The 17,902-nt window shown below is 43.2% G+C and carries 14 protein-coding genes; 10 read left to right on the top strand and 4 right to left on the bottom strand.

Annotated features, from left to right (window positions below; all coding sequences use genetic code 11):
* Window positions 1–309 precede the first annotated feature (309 nt).
* From IE163_RS00505 to IE163_RS00495, 3 genes are read left to right on the top strand one after another with little or no spacing between them, the layout of a single operon-like run.
* Window positions 310–1,044, top strand: a complete 735-nt coding sequence (locus tag IE163_RS00505; protein WP_189429170.1) for a LytTR family transcriptional regulator DNA-binding domain-containing protein — start codon at window positions 310–312, stop codon at window positions 1,042–1,044.
* A gap of 13 nt (window positions 1,045–1,057) precedes the next feature.
* Entirely contained in the window at window positions 1,058–2,416 is a 1,359-nt protein-coding gene (locus IE163_RS00500) for an outer membrane protein assembly factor BamB family protein (RefSeq protein ID WP_189429169.1), read from the top strand.
* Window positions 2,417–2,435: 19 nt separating this feature from the next.
* Window positions 2,436–2,612: a hypothetical protein gene (locus tag IE163_RS00495; RefSeq protein WP_189429168.1), complete on the top strand. Its 177-nt coding sequence runs from the start codon at window positions 2,436–2,438 to the stop codon at window positions 2,610–2,612.
* Here the strand turns inward: IE163_RS00495 and IE163_RS00490 are convergent.
* On the bottom strand, window positions 2,590–4,026 hold the full coding sequence (locus IE163_RS00490) for a winged helix-turn-helix domain-containing protein (RefSeq protein WP_189429167.1): 1,437 nt from the start codon (window positions 4,024–4,026) through the stop codon (window positions 2,590–2,592). The genes IE163_RS00495 and IE163_RS00490 overlap by 23 nt on opposite strands.
* A gap of 70 nt (window positions 4,027–4,096) precedes the next feature.
* Window positions 4,097–5,728 (bottom strand): serine hydrolase domain-containing protein, encoded by a 1,632-nt coding sequence (locus tag IE163_RS00485; protein WP_189429166.1) that lies wholly within the window; start codon window positions 5,726–5,728, stop codon window positions 4,097–4,099.
* Window positions 5,729–6,232: 504 nt separating this feature from the next.
* Here IE163_RS00485 and IE163_RS00480 point away from each other — a divergent pair.
* The 7 genes from IE163_RS00480 (at window position 6,233) to IE163_RS00450 (ending at window position 16,066) form a co-directional block, all read left to right on the top strand.
* The gene (locus IE163_RS00480) at window positions 6,233–6,679 is read left to right on the top strand and encodes a GNAT family N-acetyltransferase (protein WP_189429165.1); all 447 of its coding nucleotides are present in this window, start codon (window positions 6,233–6,235) and stop codon (window positions 6,677–6,679) included.
* On the top strand, window positions 6,676–7,134 hold the full coding sequence (locus IE163_RS00475; protein WP_189429164.1) for a hypothetical protein: 459 nt from the start codon (window positions 6,676–6,678) through the stop codon (window positions 7,132–7,134). Before IE163_RS00480 ends, IE163_RS00475 begins: the two co-directional genes overlap by 4 nt.
* A 144-nt stretch (window positions 7,135–7,278) precedes the next feature.
* Window positions 7,279–8,028, top strand: a complete 750-nt coding sequence (locus IE163_RS00470) for a MipA/OmpV family protein (protein WP_189429163.1) — start codon at window positions 7,279–7,281, stop codon at window positions 8,026–8,028.
* Between the two features lie 173 nt (window positions 8,029–8,201).
* On the top strand, window positions 8,202–9,275 hold the full coding sequence (locus IE163_RS00465) for an efflux RND transporter periplasmic adaptor subunit (RefSeq protein ID WP_189429162.1): 1,074 nt from the start codon (window positions 8,202–8,204) through the stop codon (window positions 9,273–9,275).
* A complete protein-coding gene (locus IE163_RS00460; protein ID WP_189429161.1) occupies window positions 9,272–12,328 on the top strand; it encodes an efflux RND transporter permease subunit in 3,057 nt (1,018 codons plus the stop codon). Before IE163_RS00465 ends, IE163_RS00460 begins: the two co-directional genes overlap by 4 nt.
* A 69-nt stretch (window positions 12,329–12,397) precedes the next feature.
* Window positions 12,398–14,311, top strand: coding sequence for a methyl-accepting chemotaxis protein (locus IE163_RS00455; RefSeq protein ID WP_189429160.1), 1,914 nt, complete (start codon window positions 12,398–12,400; stop codon window positions 14,309–14,311).
* A gap of 84 nt (window positions 14,312–14,395) precedes the next feature.
* Entirely contained in the window at window positions 14,396–16,066 is a 1,671-nt protein-coding gene (locus IE163_RS00450) for a serine hydrolase domain-containing protein (protein ID WP_189429159.1), read from the top strand.
* A gap of 346 nt (window positions 16,067–16,412) precedes the next feature.
* Here IE163_RS00450 and IE163_RS17950 read toward each other — a convergent pair whose 3' ends face one another.
* Both IE163_RS17950 and IE163_RS00440 read right to left on the bottom strand, forming a co-directional pair.
* On the bottom strand, window positions 16,413–16,838 hold the full coding sequence (locus tag IE163_RS17950) for a GFA family protein (RefSeq protein WP_189429158.1): 426 nt from the start codon (window positions 16,836–16,838) through the stop codon (window positions 16,413–16,415).
* Between the two features lie 186 nt (window positions 16,839–17,024).
* A complete protein-coding gene (locus IE163_RS00440; RefSeq protein WP_189429157.1) occupies window positions 17,025–17,729 on the bottom strand; it encodes a hypothetical protein in 705 nt (234 codons plus the stop codon).
* Between the last annotated feature and the right edge of the window lie 173 nt (window positions 17,730–17,902).

Raw genomic sequence — 17,902 nt, 5'->3', positions numbered from 1 at the left:
TGGCATAGTTAACTTTTTAAATTTGCTAACAAAATCAAACCCGAGACATTAGAGCTTAAAGTTTTACTAAGTAAACGATAAGCAAACTAAGATTAGTACGAACTTAAAATCCCTTATCCGCTTAATGAAATCGCTCAGCACCAGCACTAAACCCAAGGGATATAAGTGCTCACAGAACATTGCTCCTTAAACACATGTATCTAACCTAAGACTAATTTTTATTAAGAAGCAAAATTAATCCCATCTTCAGGATTTTTAATATCCCCCATAACACACTTGCCTCACACAGCGACTATCAGAGGAACCTTTATGAAGCCGTCTTACTTCTTAATCGGATTTGACACTGAAACTGCAAGCACATTACATAGCTTTCTGACAACAATTAATAATTACAAGCATTGTGCATCAGTATGCAAAATGACTGACATCATCAGCTATCCAGAATTTCAACAACCTGTGCTGTTATTCTGTGATATGGACAACCTAAGTATCAGAGAAGTTGAAACTGTCGTAGCCACGGCAGCTTTGCCGGGCTTGGTATTGTTCTCTTCTCGATTACGTCATGGTATCACTGCTCTCAAGCTGGGGGCTTTGGATTTAATTATCAAACCCATTACGCTAAAGCGGTTATCATTGATGCTCACTAAGCTCACCGCCTTTCAAGTTAACCAGCAATACAATCAACGCCCTGAAAGCTCTGATTATCCAACCCGGCTCACGATCAGAGAGCCAGGTCGCTTGAAAATTATTAACATTGACGATATTTGCCGCATAAGCAGCGCTGGTAACTACGTTGAAATTCATGTGTACCCACAAAACAAAGTGTATCTGCAACGAAATACCTTGTCGGCCGTTATGGAGAAATTGGACCCAACCATCTTCGCTAGGATTCACCGGACATCGATAGTACGTAAAGATGATATTGTCGAACTAAGGCCTGGATACCAAGGGGATGCCGAAGTGCTTCTTCGCTGCGGAACAAAGCTGATTATGTCTCGCCGTTATCGACATACACTCTTTGATTTTTTTGAACAAGCAAGTTGAACAAAGTGAGGACATGAAAATGAATTTTTTTAAGGCAGCATTGCGCCGCTTTATAACCCTTAATTGGTTATGCACTTTTGTTATTGCAATCTCATTTTGCAGCATGCAAACAATAGCTAATGACAGCCTGCGTTTTCGAAGTAATACATTCAACAATCCCACTGCGCTTCCTGTTACGGTAGAGCAATTAACCTATGCTGCATCCTTAAAACTACCAACTACGGTAGCCAGCTCTCCTATTGTAAATGATGGAATAGCTTTTATTGCCGCTGAAAATGGCAATTTATACGCCATTGAGCTGGAAACCATGGCAATAAAATGGATTTTCGTAGCCCAAGAGGCTTTGAGTTCTACACCGGCGATAGCAGACGGACAACTGTTTGTCTTGAGTATGGATGGGCATCTGTACGCACTTGATATTGCGCATGGCACAGTAAATTGGTCATTTAAAACAGGCGGTGAGCAGCGGTTCGCAGCACCGAGACTGTATGGCGTTACGCAAACTGACCAACCCGTAACAGACCCCTGGGATTTCTGGTTGTCTTCACCATTGGTTGCCAACGATACTGTTTTCTTCGGCAGTAGTGATAATCGCGTTTACGCTCTAGCCACATCCAATGGCAAACTAAAATGGTCGTTTAAAACAGGTGGTGTAGTCCACTCATCACCAGCGTTGACAGACAATATCTTGCTAATAGGCAGCTGGGACGGTGCGCTTTATGCTTTGGAGGCAGACTCCGGTAAGGAAAAATGGCGTTATCAAACGGAGACTGAACAAGAGTTTAGCACTTGGTTGGGTATTCAATCCTCGCCAGTAGTAGATGGCAACACCGTATTTTTGGGTTCACGCGATGGGTATTTATATTCGATTCAATTGGAAAACGGCACGCTAAACTGGCGCTATGATGTCAAGCGTTCGTGGGTTGTTCCTACTCCTCTCGTCGATGAGCATCAAATTTATTTCGGTACTTCCGATACAGGACAATTTATCGCTTTAAATAAACAAACTGGTGAGGAAAAATGGCGGATTGATACCAAAGTCTGGACCTACAGTTCCCCCCTCCACTCAGATAATGCTGTGATGGTAGGCAATATGGCGGGAAACTTTTACGTTATCAATAAAAAGGATGGCCAGATCTTAACGAAAATTCGCAGCCGTGGCGCAGAAGAAAACAGATTCGGTGCCATCGCCAAAAGTACAGGACGCTTTGATTACAAAGGGATGGCAACCTCAGGCTGGTACAACAACTTATATAGTAGTATGCAGCGGATTCTGCATAGCGGGGGCTTTCTTAGCTCACCGCTTTGGTATCAGGATAAGCTGATTCTTGTCACAACCGACGGCGAGCTGATGGTCTACGCAGTTAAGTAATATAATGCGAGAGGGTCTTATGCAAAAAATCGTTTACTTTAATAAAACACGTTATTTCCAGGTGGATCATCAGGCACTAGAGATGTTGCTCAGTAAGGAGCAAGCTAATGGCTGGCGGGTTTATCAACTATTGCCGCATAGCAGCTTTTGGCATAGCGGTGTATATGCCTACACTATTTTATTTGAGCGTGCTTGAAAGCGGCTAGCTTTATAGTCCTGAGCCAAGCCCCAAATTCGGGGCTTTCACTTATTGGTTGATAAACAGGATCAACCGCAGCCCAAAGCAATGGAGCCTGCCTTTGTTCCATTGCTTGCTTAAAGTAAACTAATGCCAGAGAGTCATCACCGGCCAGAATAGCGTAACGTGCCCAAGACAACGGGGGAACGTAATGACCGATATCAGGTTCAAATCGCTGCGATAATAAAAATTGATAAACTGCCGGCAAACCTTGTGTCTGGTAAATACTGTCGGTACTGACGAGCAGAGCTTTACCTTGTTCAGTCTGCTGCAACAACCACTGCATCGAGCGATAACTCTCGTCTGGCAACCCCATAGCATCGCTGATTCTCAGCGCCGAAATATGCCAGATTCGATCCAGGATACCGGTAGCACGAATTCGTTGTAGCTCTCTCCAAGCGTCCTCGGTTCTGCCACTAAGCTGATAAGCCCAAGCTAATCTGGGAAAAGTGTAGTGATGCGGTTTGGATTGCCTGGCGCTTTCAATACATTGATTAGCCTCGTTGAATCGACCTTGAGCCAACAACATTTCAGCGTAAGCATAAAAGGTTTCTGCTGTCGGTTGCCATTTAAGTGCCTCCCGAAAATAAGCTTCAGCAACAGCGTAATCGGACTTGTGCCAGAAATATAATCTGGCCAACCAAGACCAAGCCTCCGCCTGTTCTGTATCAAACGCAATTGCCTTATGTAGCAAGCTGGTTACTTCAGAAAGGCGGATAGTATCGGTTGCCTCCATCCAACTCAAAGCGCTTATTTCCAGCTTTGCCAGTTGTAAGTGCGCCTCAGCATGCTCAGGAAACTGTCCTACGTAGCTTTGCCATTTTCTTATCAGCTGTTCGGTATCTTCAGGAGCCACAGCACGTGACTGCGCAACAAGTGCGTCATAAGTTTGCGTTATCGATTCAGATGCAATGCTTGAAAATGCGGTATGTGAGATATAACTATGTATTTTCGGTGCTACGGTCATTGCCACTAATAATATTACCGCAAAATAGTGTCTTTTGTAGTAACTGCCCTTGTTACGCTTTAGAGCCGACTCCTCTGTAATAGATGAAGCGACAGTGGCCACAAATTGATAACCCACGGTGGGTATAGTTTTTATATATTCCGGACAGCGCGGGTTATCGTCGAAAACTTTACGTAATCTACTTATGGCGACAGTAAGATTCTCCTCACTTACTACTCGACCTTGCCAGTTGTCTTCAAGTAAGTTCTCTTTACTTAACACCTGATGATGATGCTTTACCAGATAAACTAACAGTATGGCGTGCTGCTTTTCCAATGTTACAAACTTAGCGCCACAACTGAGCGTCCGCTGCTCTGCATCAAAGTACCATTTGTCATTTATTACAAACTTATTTGAACCAAACACTTCTTAATCCTTAGAAAGGGCATGAGCTACCGTTACCTGACCTTTACTTATCAAGGCCAGGCTTCTGAGTTTAAAGATTTATTTTTGGAGCGAGATATTCCTGCCCCCCTTGAATCAGCTTAAGGTGACTGACGCCGCCATGCTCATCTTTCGCAAAGACAAATTCAGCGTTATCATGCGGAGCGAACAAGTGTAGTGGTGAATAGGCTAGCACCTCCCCCGCATTCTGCCCGGTTCCCTGTATAAAAATCCGACCATCCTCTGCAAAGACAGTAAGATTAAAGCTCTCTGCTAGCTGATATGTACCAGCTATCAAACTAAGATGCTCTTGGTTAAGCTTCTGAGTTACAATAGGTTTAACGTCTGAGCTTAACTTAACCGAACGAGATGAAACGCCTTCTCTCTGATGCAACTCAAGCGTCTTACCATCGTCAGATAAAGCGAGATAACTTAAACCTTGTTCATAATGCAGGTATCCAGCTCTACTCAGTTTTAGGGGCCACCGCTGTCCATTACCGCGCCGGATATAGAGGGAGTTATCCAACAAACCTATGGTACGTTCGATGTTATTTTCATCGCGATAAACGCCAACCCATTGTTCAGCGATATCAGTGGAAGTTTCGATATAATCTGCCTTAGGAAAAGGCAACTTCATTGCTGTGGCAGCTGCTTTTACTGCCAACTCCCTGGGATCAAGCTTTCGGCTGTTGGTCAAAATGACAACTAAGATGTTTTCATCAGGCACCGTCAGCATTGCACTAAAATAGCCATACATATAGCCGCCGTGTTCATAAGAACTTTTGCCCCTGATAGATTTCAGTTCCCAACCAAAACCATAATCACTAAGTTCGTTATTATTTAATTGGTAACTACTCAGCGCTTCTCGTAATAATGATTCATTGATAATCGCACCATTAAATAAGGCTTTATTCCAATTCGACAAATCTTGAACAGTGCTAGCTAATGACCCAGGACCAACCATGTGTGTCATACTGACAAAGTCTGCCAATCGGTTACCTGTACCATGAGGAATGTATCCTCTGGGCATATTCTTATAGACAGTAAAGTTATCCAATTGAACACTATTTGGCATGCTGGCTGGTTCAAACAGATATTTACCCACAAAGTCGGCGTAGCTCATTCCTGATACCGCTTCTATGATTTCCGCCAGCAGCAAATAGCCAGAATTGCTGTAATCAAACTGTTGTCCTGGCGCAAACTTTAATGGGTAGTGAACATAGTGCTGTCGCATATCTTTTAGCGAAAAATCGTTTCGCCAATGCTGACGCCACTCCTGACGGGCGATATAGTTTTCCAAGCCAGATGTATGAGTGAGTAAATGCCGGATGGTAATGGTATGACTAAGATCTGGAAAGTCTGGCAAATAGTGAGAGACTGCGTTATCTAGGTTTATTTTCTCTTGTTCAACCAACTTTAAGATTGCTACTGCGGTAAATTGTTTACTGATAGAGCCGATTGGGAACAACATATTATTACCCATATCAACATCGAGACCTAAGTCTGCTTTCCCGAATGCTTGCTGATAAATCACTTCGTTATTCTTCATAACCAGGACGTTTGCACCTGGCTCGTCCTTTGCGAAGTGCGCAGTGAAAATCGCGTCGTAACTTTCTGTTGCCATTGCAGACCCAGCCATCGCCGAACCCACAAGTAATAGTATTAAATGTAACTTTGATTTCATAATTCCTCCTAGCTTAGGCAGTATGTTGAGAAAGCAAATCCCCTGCCAATAAAAATACTCAATAATAACAAGTGCATAAGCTAATCATTACAACTCAAACCAGCCAGGTTTCGCAAAATTGACCAATAAATGGCTGTATAGGCGAAACTTATGCTCATATCACAGCGCAGTGTGATGAAAAGCAGAAAGCAGGCAAGTTAAGCCACATTAAAATTGAAAAATTTATAATTCTTAACCTCACGATCTACAGGCAACTAATTACTATTGGTAGATGAAGTAGAGAGAACATTTCCTCGAACTATAGGAGTGAATTCATGCGACTAATAAAACGAGTCTTCCTGCGCTCTATAAAGAAGGAGAAAGGCGGCAACTTTGGGGAACAGGTATAACTGGCAACGCTCCTCTTAAGTTAGAGGCTTTTAAATTAAATGCAAAGTACCGCCCACGTGAGCGCTAGATTTTGCTCAGTGAAGAATTACATCACCCAAGCTCACAGGATATGCAATGGCAATAAGACTCGCGCAATCTACAGAATACGATCTTCTGAGCAGGATCTGGTTGCAAGCATCCTTGAAATCGCATTATTTCATACCGGCAACATACTGGCTGGCTAATCAAAAACTAATGAAAGAACTGTATCTGCCTGCAGCTGAAAATTATCTATATCAGAGTGCTCAAGGCATCGCAGGCTTTGTATCTTTAATGGACGATACCATTGCTGCGCTCTTCATCGCACCAGAGCAGCAGGGTAAAGGCATAGGCAAACAACTTTTAAACCATGTTAAAACACTGAGAACCCAACTACGGCTAAATGTATTTTTACAGAATCATCAGGCTAAAGCTTTCTACCAAAAACAGGGTTTTTCAATCGTTAACAAAGGGCTGGATTCGGCAACTGACGAATGGCAGCTAACCATGATATATCCCCAATTACAGGCAGATAAAGCATGAACCTCTATACTTTCACTACCCAATCAGGCGAGACGCTGTCAATACAATTGTTCGATTTCGCCCCGTTTGCAGCTATTGCAAAGGACCAACCCCACTTTCTGGAGCTCGTAAGAGCAGAGATGGCTCGGATCAATGAAGAAAAGTTACAAAATGCGGGGTTACTTAATCAGACAACAGTAGCTGTCACGATGGAAAATACACCAGAAGAACTCACCGTGCAACACGATCCCGATTTATTGCTTAAATTACTGGAGGGCAGTTTCAAGCAAAGGCTTGCAATTGACCAGGATGCGTTGAATAAAATAGAGCAGCAAATTCTCGAACTCACCAGCAAGCCTGAACTTACCGAGGCGGACAAAAAGCGACTAGAACTTCTTGAGAAAGCAAAAGCCCGGATATTAAAAAAGAATGCGCTACGAGGCTCGGATGAACCAGAAATGGAAGATTTAGAATAATTATACGAATCAATTGCTTAATTATTTTTTACAACAATTAATGAGATAAACCAACTACCTTAATCTTATCATCTCGACGCCTTACCGGCTGTAGCAATACAACCGTTGTAAGGCATTCAATGATTAATGATGAGGTATATAGTAATGAAACAAATTGGTGTCATCACCCTTCTGGCAATCCAATTAGGCCTGTTCGCCAGCCTGCCAACTGCCCAGGCTGCTGAATTTGAGCTGGGCGTCGCTGCAGTAAATTATGGCTCGCCATACAAAGGTATTGCTTCAGAAAACCTGATGCTGCCTTGGATCTCATATCGGGGCGAACGCTTTAGTTTAAATGGTCTTGATATAAGTTATCAGTTATATCAGCGTGATAACTTAAATTTCTCATTCAAGCTGGCGCCAGCAGCTAGCTACTTAGATCCAAATAAATCGCGGGACCTAGCGATTTCAAAATTGGATAAAAGACAATTTACTGCCTTGGCTGGAGCAGAACTCAAATATCAACTTAACGCTTACTTCTTAAAAGCAAATTTATTGCGGGATATTACAGGCAAACATAACGGCATCGCTTCTTCCGCCACTGTAGGCCGGCCTTTCCATACAGCAGGAATCATAGTGATACCTGAGATCGGCTTACATTATTGGGATAGCAAAATCAGTAATTACTACTACGGCGTGAGCTCAGCTGAGTCCGAGCGCTCAGGATTAACAGAGTTTCAATCGTCCGCTAAGTTTCGCGTCCAGTCAGGCTTAACAGTAATTAAGCAGCTGTCACCGAATAACAAAATCTTCTTTAACACAAGTTTCGGCCGATTTATCGGTGCTTATGACAGTCCTGTGTTGAATAAGAACACTATGTACACCGGCTTAGTCGGTTGGTCCTATACCTTCTGATGGAGCTTGCCGTGATTCTCTGGTCCTCAGTCGCCGCACTAATAGGTGGCGGCTTCATTTTAGCTCGTTATCTGATATCGCCCTGCCCTGCTTGGCTATAGCGTGATTTTTAGAAGAAACCTTTATTAAACCATTGCCGCCTTTATCCGGTGCCACTTAAAGAACCATTGCACATGAAGATAACGATATACAAAAAATGGCTCGCTGCGAGCATTGTAGTTTTAATATTAGCCGCAAGGTTGGTTTATGCCGAGCGCTATAGCAGCGCTTCGGATTCTCCCCCTGCCGGGGTCGCGGAGCCTATTAGCTTATCTCGTGTTCAAACCCGTTTATCTGAAGCTCAGGATTACCGGACTCAGTTAACACTCCAGGGTCAATTAATCCCATGGCATGATTTAGAAATTAAAGCTCTGGAAACCGGCATAGTTACCAATCTCTTTAAAACCGAGGGGGATCAGGTTAACGCTGACGAGAGCCTGTTACAGCTTAGTGATGAAGGCAGAAGTGCCAGACTGGCGCAGGCAACTGCATTGCTCGAGCTACGACGTAGTGAACTAGCCGGCGCTCAGACTCTTAAACAACGCCAGCTGATTTCAGATACCGAATTATCCCGTGTTCGTAATGAGCTTAAACTGGCAGAAAATATCTTTATTGAAGCGCAGCTTTCAATAGACCATAGCCTACCTAAAGCACCTTTTAATGGCATCCTGGCAAGACGATTTGTCGAACCCGGTGAATTAGTCCAAAAAGGTACCCGCCTGTTTCAGTTGGTTGCTATTGATAAACTCAGGGCTCAGGCTCAGGTTCCTCAACAGCAGGTTGGGCAGCTTAGGTTAGGCCAGCAAGTCACAATAACACTACTCGATGGTAGTGTACTTACAGGTATTCTGAGCTTTATCAGCCCAACGGCTGACAGTGCAACCAGAAGTTATCTCATCGAGGCAGAGGTACAAAACCCGAATTTTTTACCCCTTTCAGGTGCCAGTGCTAGCTTACAGGTGCATCTGGAATCAATCCCTGCGCATGCCATTTCACCAGCACTGTTGAAACTGGATAAGCGAGGCAAGCTGGGCGTTTATGCCGTCCGGGAAAACCTGGTCACTTTCTACCCAGTCGCAATTGCAGACACCAACGATAATGTCGCCTGGGTTACAGGCCTACCCAGACAAGTCGAGCTTATCACCTTAGGGGCAGGCTTTGTAAACCCAGATCAGTTTGTAACTGTGACTCGCGAGGGTGCAGAATGAAAGCGTTAATTAGCTTCGCGATAGCGCGCAGTCGCGCGACATTGGCGTTACTCTTTATCTTATTTTTGGCTGGGATCAATGCCTACTTAGCGATCCCGAAAGAGGCCAACCCGGATATTGCTATTCCTATCATTTATGTGGCGCTGTCGCTGGACGGGATCAGCCCTGAAGATAGTGAACGTCTCTTGCTACGCCCGATGGAACATGAGCTCAAATCACTTGAGGGTGTTAAAAAAATGACCTCAGTCGCAAGTGAAGGTCACGCTTCAGTTATGTTGGAATTCGATGCCGGTTTTGAAGCCGACAAAGCTTTAGCAAATGTAAGGGTTAAGGTAGATGCTGCACGGGCAAAGCTGCCAAGAGATGCGGATGAACCGACCGTCAACGAAGTGAACGTCGGGTTGTTCCCAGTCTTGACGATAGGCCTCTCGGGTCCATTGTCCGAAGAAACGCTAGTTTCCACAGCACGAAGTTTAAAGCAGAAAATTGAGGGGCTGCCTGAAGTGCTTGAGGTAGACATTGGCGGTGATCGGGAAGATGTGCTCGAAATCATTATTGATCCGCTTGTTTTGCAAAGTTACGACTTAAATTACCTGCAGCTGGCAAATCTGGTTTCAAAAAATAATCATTTGATTGCTGCCGGTAGCATGGATACCGGCGCTGGCCGCATGGCTCTTAAGATTCCGGGTGTTATCGAAAGTCTGAATGATGTTCTGGCAATACCTGTTAAAACTCATGCGGGTAAGGTAGTTACCTTCGCTGATATCGCGACAATCAATCCGGGGTTTAAAGATCCGCAAAGTTTCGCGCGAATAAATGGTCAGCCTGCTGTGGTGCTGGAGGTAAAGAAACGCTCCGGAGCGAATGTCATCTCCACCATAGAACAAACCAAATTGTTACTAGAAACTGTACGTTCTGAGCTCCCTGCTGGCTTAGAGATCAACTACATCATGGATCAGTCCAGAGAAGTTGAGAATATGCTTTCAGACTTGCTCAATAATGTGTTAACAGCGGTTGCTCTGGTACTGATTCTGATTATCGCAACCATGGGTATGCGCTCAGCCGTTCTGGTTGGTATTACTATCCCGGGCGCATTCCTGCTTGGCATCTTGATGATTTGGCTGCTTGGTTTCACCATGAATATTATCGTCCTGTTTTCGCTGATTTTAGTTGCAGGAATGCTGGTTGATGGTGCCATTGTTGTTACTGAGCTTGCAGATCGCTATATAGCGGAAGGTCAGTCCCCAACATCGGCTTGGCTAAGTGCTGCAGATCGTATGGCCTGGCCAGTCATTACCTCGACTTGCACCACCCTATCCGTATTTCTACCGCTCTTATTCTGGCCTGGCGTAGTCGGTCAGTTTATGAAGTATCTCCCTGCTACAGTCATCATTTGTTTATTAGCTTCATTGCTAATGGCGTTGATTTTTCTGCCGGCTATGGGCTCTGCAACTGCACGCAAGAGCGTAACAATTACGCCAGAGCCAAAAGCGAATGTATTAACCAATATTTACCGTACTTTGCTGGCAAAACTATTAAGGCATCCGCTGCTAACTCTGGGCAGCACCCTAACTGGTGTCGCCTTCATCTTTTTTGCTTACGCAAAGTTTAATCATGGCATTGAATTCTTTCCGTCGGTTGAGCCGGAATCAGCACAAGTATGGGTTCGTACCCGCGGCGACTATTCAATTCATGAAAAGGACGCGTTTTTAAAAGAAGTAGAGAAGAGATTACTGGGCATGACGGAGGTAAAGGCCATGTATGCCCGAAGCTTTGCCGCCGCACCCGGTGAACTCACTCCTGACGTAGTTGGCATCCTACAATTTCAATTTATTGACTGGCATCAACGCCGCCCGGCAGCCGTTATCCTGCAGGAAATGCGGGAGCGAACCCAAGACCTCTCAGGGTTGGTGCTAACGTTCCGCGAACAGCAAGAAGGCCCCGGGAGCGATAAACCAATCGAGTTACAGATAAGTGCTTCTGATCCAAAACACCTCGATGACACTATCAGCCAGATTGTGGCTCTTATGCAACAGCTTGGCGGCTTTGTTGATATTGAAGATGACCGCAGTTTACCCGGTATTGAATGGCGCATCGAAGTCAATCGTGCCGAAGCAGCAAGATATGACGCTGATCTTATCAGTATAGGAAATACCGTCCAACTGCTCAGTAACGGCTTGCTATTAGCCAAATTCAGGCCTGAGTATGCGCGCGACGAAGTCGATATTCGGATACGCCTGCCTTATATCTCACGTACGCTAAGTCAGTTGGACCGTTTAACTGTCGCGACAAGTTACGGCCAAATACCCATCATTAACTTTGTTACTGTATTGCCCGCAGAAAAAACCAGCATTGTCCGTCGCATTAATGGCAGTCGCACCGTAACGGTTAAAAGCGGTTTGGCCCCCGGCTATCAGGTTACTGAAAGGTTAGACGCTCTGAAAATTTCAGCGATGGATTTACCCGAGGGTATTTCAATCAGAACCGCCGGCGAAGACGCGGATCAACAAGAAACCATGCATTTCCTGGGTGTTGCCTTTTTATGTGCCATTTTCTTAATGCTGATGATCTTGTTAGTACAGTTTAACAGCTGGTATCAATCGCTACTCATCTTGTCAGCTGTTGCCCTCTCCACCGCCGGAGTTTTATTAGGCTTGTTAATTACCGCCCAACCCTTTGGTCTGGTTATGGTTGGTATGGGGATCATTGGTTTAGCCGGTATCGTCGTCAATAATAATATTGTCCTGATTGATACTTACAACCATTTCCGCAGGCAGGGCCTCGATTACCAACTTGCTGCGCTTGAAACGGGTACCCTTCGCCTACGTCCAGTACTACTTACTTCGGCGACCACCATTCTTGGGTTAATCCCTATGGTTTTGGCCGTCAACGTTAACTTAATTGAGCCTAGCCTCGGATTTGGCGCACCTTCTACGATGTGGTGGACTCAGCTCTCAAGTGCTATTGCTGGCGGCTTAAGCTTCGCGACACTGCTCACACTTTTTCTAACACCATCATTACTGGTACTTGGTGACAAGCTCCGAAATAAATAGCCGGATATTAAATTACTGTTTATAGCAATTTTATTTAGGTTTATGTATTGAATTTGGAATAGGTAGAAAATGAATAACCAAGACAACAGCTTTAGAAAAAAAACTATCGAAAATGCATTGAAGCTATTAATTGTAATAACTGTCATTACAGTATCCGCTGTAACAATAATGGGTAGAAAATCTTACAATCATGCATTAGCCCTTGATGTCACTATAAAAAATGTTTCTGAATTCAATAAGGAGTTGTCTTTTGCAAAGTCAAAAACCATTCAACCAATACATGATAATAACACTGTAGCTACTGCGCAAAACGCTTTAAATAGGCTTCGTACAAACTGGGCAGGGCTACCTCATCTAGTAGGTAGCGACTTTGAAGGAAGAATAATATCGCTGAGTACGAATCTGGACAAGATCCTTAAGGCGGAGCTGGAACGGCTAAATTTATTGGCTAATGCAGAAAAACTTATTTTAACCAGTATTTATGAGTCGAATAGTTATATTTCAACCATGACGGGAAATCTTGCAGAGGGCTATAGTGCATCAGAACTGGAAGTGGTCAGTATTCTATCCGCCAATATCAATACTGATGTTATGCACAAGATTAATATGTTGCTATACCGCTTTTATCTGGATAGCTCGCTCGCAAAAGAACTGTTTTCACTATTAGACGACACTATCGCCAATGCAGAAAAAGCAGCTGTTCTGCTTGCTGAGACTCCCTTAGCTGAAAGTCCAAGAAGAGCAGTTGCAGTTAACAAACAACTCGTCGAAATCGCAAATAGCATGCTTAATAACCTAACCGAGCTGTCGAGACAGAAAGATGCTGTAATGCAACTGCTTGACGAAATTTCACGCGACCTTGAAAGCAAACTAGAACACTCCACCGCTTTAAGCTTAGAAAATTCAAAGCGGGCCAACATAATGATGTCGCTATCTTCGTTATTCTTATCAGTTATCAGTATTGCCTTGGCAGTGTATTTATTCAGAATAATTATCAATCCAATTAGACACCTGGTAAAAATCTCTGATGACATGGCTGATGGGAAAGGTGATCTTAGACATGAAATATTAGTAACCGGCAAAGGAGAGATAAGTTTACTGTCAAATAACTTTAATAATTTTATTAAAGCACTTAGAACTATTATTCAAAATATTTCTGCATCATCACAAACCCTAATAAAACAGGGCGAAGTTGCTGAGTCCCAAGTCAAGGATCTTAGTACACAATTAAATCAACAACAGCGCGAGATCGACTCTGTCGCTACCGCAATTACTGAAATGACAGTGGCAATTACTGAAGTATCTCACAATGCTCATGATACTTCCGGATTCACGGATACAACTTCAAAAGCAGCCATGGATGGCATTCAAACTGTTAACGCCAGTATAAGAACTATTAGTCAGGCAGAAGACAATTTGCAGCAACTGGTCACTACTATGCAGTCTCTTACGCAAAGCTCCAGCGAAATTGCCGGTATCGCCGATATCATCCGCGCAATTTCAGACCAAATAAATTTACTGGCTTTGAATGCGGCTATCGAAGCCGCAAGAGCTGGTGAGCATGGACGAGGTTTTAGCGTTGTCGCTGACGAAGTGAGAACTCTCGCTGAGAAAGCGAGAAAATCCGCGAATAGTATACAAGATATGGTTGAAAAGTTTTCCGTCGTCACTAAAGCAGCGGAAAGCAGCGCGCACGAAGGCGCTAACCTTACTAAAAGTGCATCCCTTTTGGCTAAAAAAGTTGGAGAAGAAATCCATACTATCGTTAAGCAAATTAAAGAGATTTCAGAGCGAAATATTCAAATTGCAACGTCCGTTGAAGAGCAATCTGGTGTAGCTGAGCATTTAAACGACCTGGTGATATCAATTAAAACCCGAAGCGAAGAGTCTTATTCATACAGTGAACGTGTTCTTCAGTCTACCGCTATTGTTCAAAACCAGGGTAAGGCGCTTGCAGAACAAGTAATGTACTTCAAGGTTTAAATTATCCAGTAGCAGAAGTAACGATTTCTTCAAACATTAAAACCGAAAGTAAGATTCAATTTTTTATAAAACGTAGGAGCCTTTATGTTAAACCGTTTTTTGATTGCTGCAGCATTTTGCTGGGCTAGCCATACCGCTTTCGCGGCCTCGCCATTACCTGATGCAGAAAATGTAAGTGCGTTTACTGAACAATTATTACGGCAACATGTATCCGATCAGTCTGGTCCTGGGCTAGCTGTATTAGTAGCCCGGGGAGATGAACTGCTTTTTAATAATGCCTTTGGTCTGGCCAACATTGAGCTTGGTGTTCTATTACAGCCAGAGCACAAATTTCGTATTGGCTCGGTCACTAAACAAGTGGCTGCTGTAGCCTTGTTGCATTTAGTCGATGAAGGGAAAGCCAATCTGCAAGACCCGCTTTCTAAATACCTGCCAGATTACCCTAACGGTGATGCCATTACTCTGCAACATTTACTGAACCATACATCAGGTATAAAGAGTTACACCAGCATTCCCGGTTATATGCATAATGACATACGCCGCGAATTAACTACTGATGAACTAATCGCTGTGTTTAAAAATTTACCGGTCGATTTTTTACCAGGTACTGAGTTTCGCTACAATAACTCTGGGTATGTTTTAGTTGGTGCAGTCATTGAAGCCATAAGTGGAAAAAGTTGGCACCAATATATCGCGGATGCATTACTAAAACCCAATCAGCTCAATAATATGCTCTACCCTGCCGAACGCCTATTGTTAGCGGGCATGGTCTCTGGTTACAGTTTAAGCCCTGGCCAGCCAATTAAGCTTGCAGCACAACTCAGCATGACTCAACCACACGCCGCCGGAGCACTGGTTGCTGATACACTCGCCTTGTGGCATTGGAATAGACTATTACATGGTAATAAACTGCTCAAAGAGGCGACGTACCAGCAAATGATTACGCCCTCAGGAGCCGCCGCCAATAACCAAGGCAATTATGGCTTTGGTATAGTTCGCGGTACATTACGAGGTATGCCGGAGTTGCAGCATGGCGGAGGTATTCATGGCTTTGCATCTCTGTTGGTATATTTACCAGATTCAGAGATTAGCATCGTGATGCTAAGAAACAGCGATGGTCCAGGCCCGGATCTTCATTATTTGAGCCGCAAAATAGGCGCCTTTACAGCTGGTAAGCCTTATCCAGAATATCCAACAGTGACTCTGACACCGGAGCAGCTGCAAAGTGTCTCCGGTATCTATCGCAAAGGCACAGAAAGTCGTAAGTTGGAAGTTCGCAATGGCCAACTGTTCTCTACACGTGCGGGCGGCCAGCCATTCCCAGTAATTCCTCAGGGTAATAACAGTTTCGGCTTTAAAGACAGTGTAAGTCGTATTGTTATCAAGCGCGATGCCGCTGGCATTGCCACCGGTTTGGATCTTTTTTATGACGGCGATGGTGACGCAGAGCACTGGCTGCGCACCAGTGACCTGACCGTAAAGCCTGAAGTTAGTTTAAATGAACCACAACAACTAGCGTTGGTAGGTAACTATGCTTCTGAACAATTACAGCTAAGAATCTTTCAAAACAGCCAGGGAGACGGATTATTGGTACAGGTAACAGGCCAACCTGCGTTAGAGTTAAAGGCTGCCAGCCCGCGGAGTCTTTATCTTACAGTAGTTGATGCCAGTCTGGATTTCTTTCCAGCAGAAGGACAAGCGCAGCAAGTTATTTTGCAACAAGGTGCCGGACGCTTTGTATTAACAAGACAGTAATATAGTAAGGGGGCAAATAGAGGCAAAAGTTTGTTAGGTTCAAACTTCTGTCTCTTCCTAATTACGGATACCTTGATAGTTAAAATTCTTAAAGTCTCGAAATATCTACCCTGAAATACCGCTGAGATTATTAATCTTCAAATTCCTAAATACGATTAACGCGACAACTATAGCACCCTGGTTTCGCATTATGAATATAGCTCACCAGTGTATTCTCCAATATTGATTCACTTGAAATTAACCAAGCTTATCTTAGTTATATCCTTGATATTGCTGCTTTCCGGAATTTAGTAAAATATAATTAAGTGGAAATAATATTCTGTTCCAATTGTTTCTTATTGAACCTTTAAGCTTTTATCAATCCCTTCAAAGCAAAGATACTCTCGACACCCTCATCTAAATAAGTCGTATCTATACTTGTCAAGTCCCAGTCAGGTTTCGAATTACAGTATAGGTGTAATTTTAATTTACTCTCAGTACATGTCGAAAGCAGGCCGGCAGGAATCCAGTACAGACCGGTACTTCTGATTTCATTTGGTACTGGGCTACCACAGTTTTTACAAAAACAAGTTGTATAACCTGTCGGAAGCTGAAAGGAGTTGACTAACTCCATACCTGTTAACCAGTGAATCTGATTTCCCTCGACGACCAATGCTGCGGAGTTTGATGATCCAGTGTTCATTCTACATAACGAGCAATGGCATTTATAAATATCCCCTAATAAACCAATTAATTCAAAAGAAATGCTGCCGCACAAACACTGACATTTCATGGTAACTCCTTATTTTCATAATAGCTCTAACAAGCGATCTCAATAAAAAAAGCCCGAAGAACTCTTCGGGCGAGCTGCAGCGGCAGCAATTGGACGCAAGTGATAAGATTCACTTCGTGTCCAGGGACCAATAAAAATTATCAACAGCCAGGAAAAATCAGTTTTTATCTTTAGGAATCTAACACCTTATAAAAAACGATGAGGTTCATCTTCATTTATAAATGCATCCGTACTTCTTCTACAAAAAACACCGTCGCTTCTTTTATAAAAAATGACAGGATCTAATATTTTCTCAGAGAACCCAAGGCAAGATTTATTTAAAAACAAACTCTCATAGCCTTTTATTTTAAAGTATCTTGATCCGGCCACCTCTAATATAGAGACCACATCTTTAATACTGACCACTTTTAGTACTCCATTGACGCAGACAAAAACATACTTTATATAAGCTGCCGACCGACCCTCACTAACCAATCCAGCTTTAAAAATTAAACGCCTCCTTGCTTTAGAAAGCGAAATATTCAATCTATTTATTGATATAGGTTTACCTATAAAATCTAAAGCATCCAAGTGATATGCAGGGAGTGCGTACCTGCTGTTTTCTGAAAAAAATATTATCTCACTAAAAAATTTCAGCGTGCTTAAATCAATAAAGTCCTTGTAGTTAAAACCATCTAAGTCGCATAGGATTAAGTCTGGAGAAAATAATGCAAGCTCACCATCTAAGAGAGGTTCACCAGAAAATATTTCACCGTAAAAATCTGAAAAAAAACCATTTAAAAAGATTTTATTCTTCGATGAGAAACCTATCAAACAATACCTATAAAGCGCCATACACACCTTGCTTGCGGCAAAATTGTCAAATGATCTTATGATTTCTAGACCATTCATTATTTTATTGCTCAGCAATAAGTAAACATCTTAGTTAAAACCAATTATTTTATGAAAATACTTCCTCTCAGAATGCTAATCTACTCTTTTGACATAGAAGCAATTAAATTAGTGATAAAAAATAGTATTTGCCAAAAAAGATTTGCTCAAATGAAATAGGGAGAGGTAAAAGC

The organism is Alishewanella longhuensis (assembly GCF_014653435.1).
GTDB classification, from domain to species: Bacteria; Pseudomonadota; Gammaproteobacteria; order Enterobacterales; family Alteromonadaceae; genus Alishewanella; species Alishewanella longhuensis.
The sequence above is the reverse complement of the archived record's forward strand: the minus strand, read 5'-3'. Positions and strand labels throughout refer to the sequence as shown.

Excerpts from the sequence above, each read along its gene's own strand:
- IE163_RS00495 (WP_189429168.1), top strand. The coding sequence starts at position 2,436 with ATGCAAAAAATCGTTTACTTTAATAAAACACGTTATTTCCAGGTGGAT.
- IE163_RS00470 (WP_189429163.1), top strand. The coding sequence starts at position 7,279 with ATGAAACAAATTGGTGTCATCACCCTTCTGGCAATCCAATTAGGCCTG.
- IE163_RS00460 (WP_189429161.1), top strand. The coding sequence starts at position 9,272 with ATGAAAGCGTTAATTAGCTTCGCGATAGCGCGCAGTCGCGCGACATTG.
- IE163_RS00475 (WP_189429164.1), top strand. The coding sequence starts at position 6,676 with ATGAACCTCTATACTTTCACTACCCAATCAGGCGAGACGCTGTCAATA.
- IE163_RS00450 (WP_189429159.1), top strand. The coding sequence starts at position 14,396 with ATGTTAAACCGTTTTTTGATTGCTGCAGCATTTTGCTGGGCTAGCCAT.
- IE163_RS00480 (WP_189429165.1), top strand. The coding sequence starts at position 6,233 with ATGGCAATAAGACTCGCGCAATCTACAGAATACGATCTTCTGAGCAGG.
- IE163_RS00505 (WP_189429170.1), top strand. The coding sequence starts at position 310 with ATGAAGCCGTCTTACTTCTTAATCGGATTTGACACTGAAACTGCAAGC.
- IE163_RS00465 (WP_189429162.1), top strand. The coding sequence starts at position 8,202 with ATGAAGATAACGATATACAAAAAATGGCTCGCTGCGAGCATTGTAGTT.
- IE163_RS00485 (WP_189429166.1), bottom strand. The coding sequence starts at position 5,728 with ATGAAATCAAAGTTACATTTAATACTATTACTTGTGGGTTCGGCGATG.
- IE163_RS00455 (WP_189429160.1), top strand. The coding sequence starts at position 12,398 with ATGAATAACCAAGACAACAGCTTTAGAAAAAAAACTATCGAAAATGCA.
- IE163_RS00500 (WP_189429169.1), top strand. The coding sequence starts at position 1,058 with ATGAAAATGAATTTTTTTAAGGCAGCATTGCGCCGCTTTATAACCCTT.
- IE163_RS00440 (WP_189429157.1), bottom strand. The coding sequence starts at position 17,729 with ATGAATGGTCTAGAAATCATAAGATCATTTGACAATTTTGCCGCAAGC.
- IE163_RS17950 (WP_189429158.1), bottom strand. The coding sequence starts at position 16,838 with ATGAAATGTCAGTGTTTGTGCGGCAGCATTTCTTTTGAATTAATTGGT.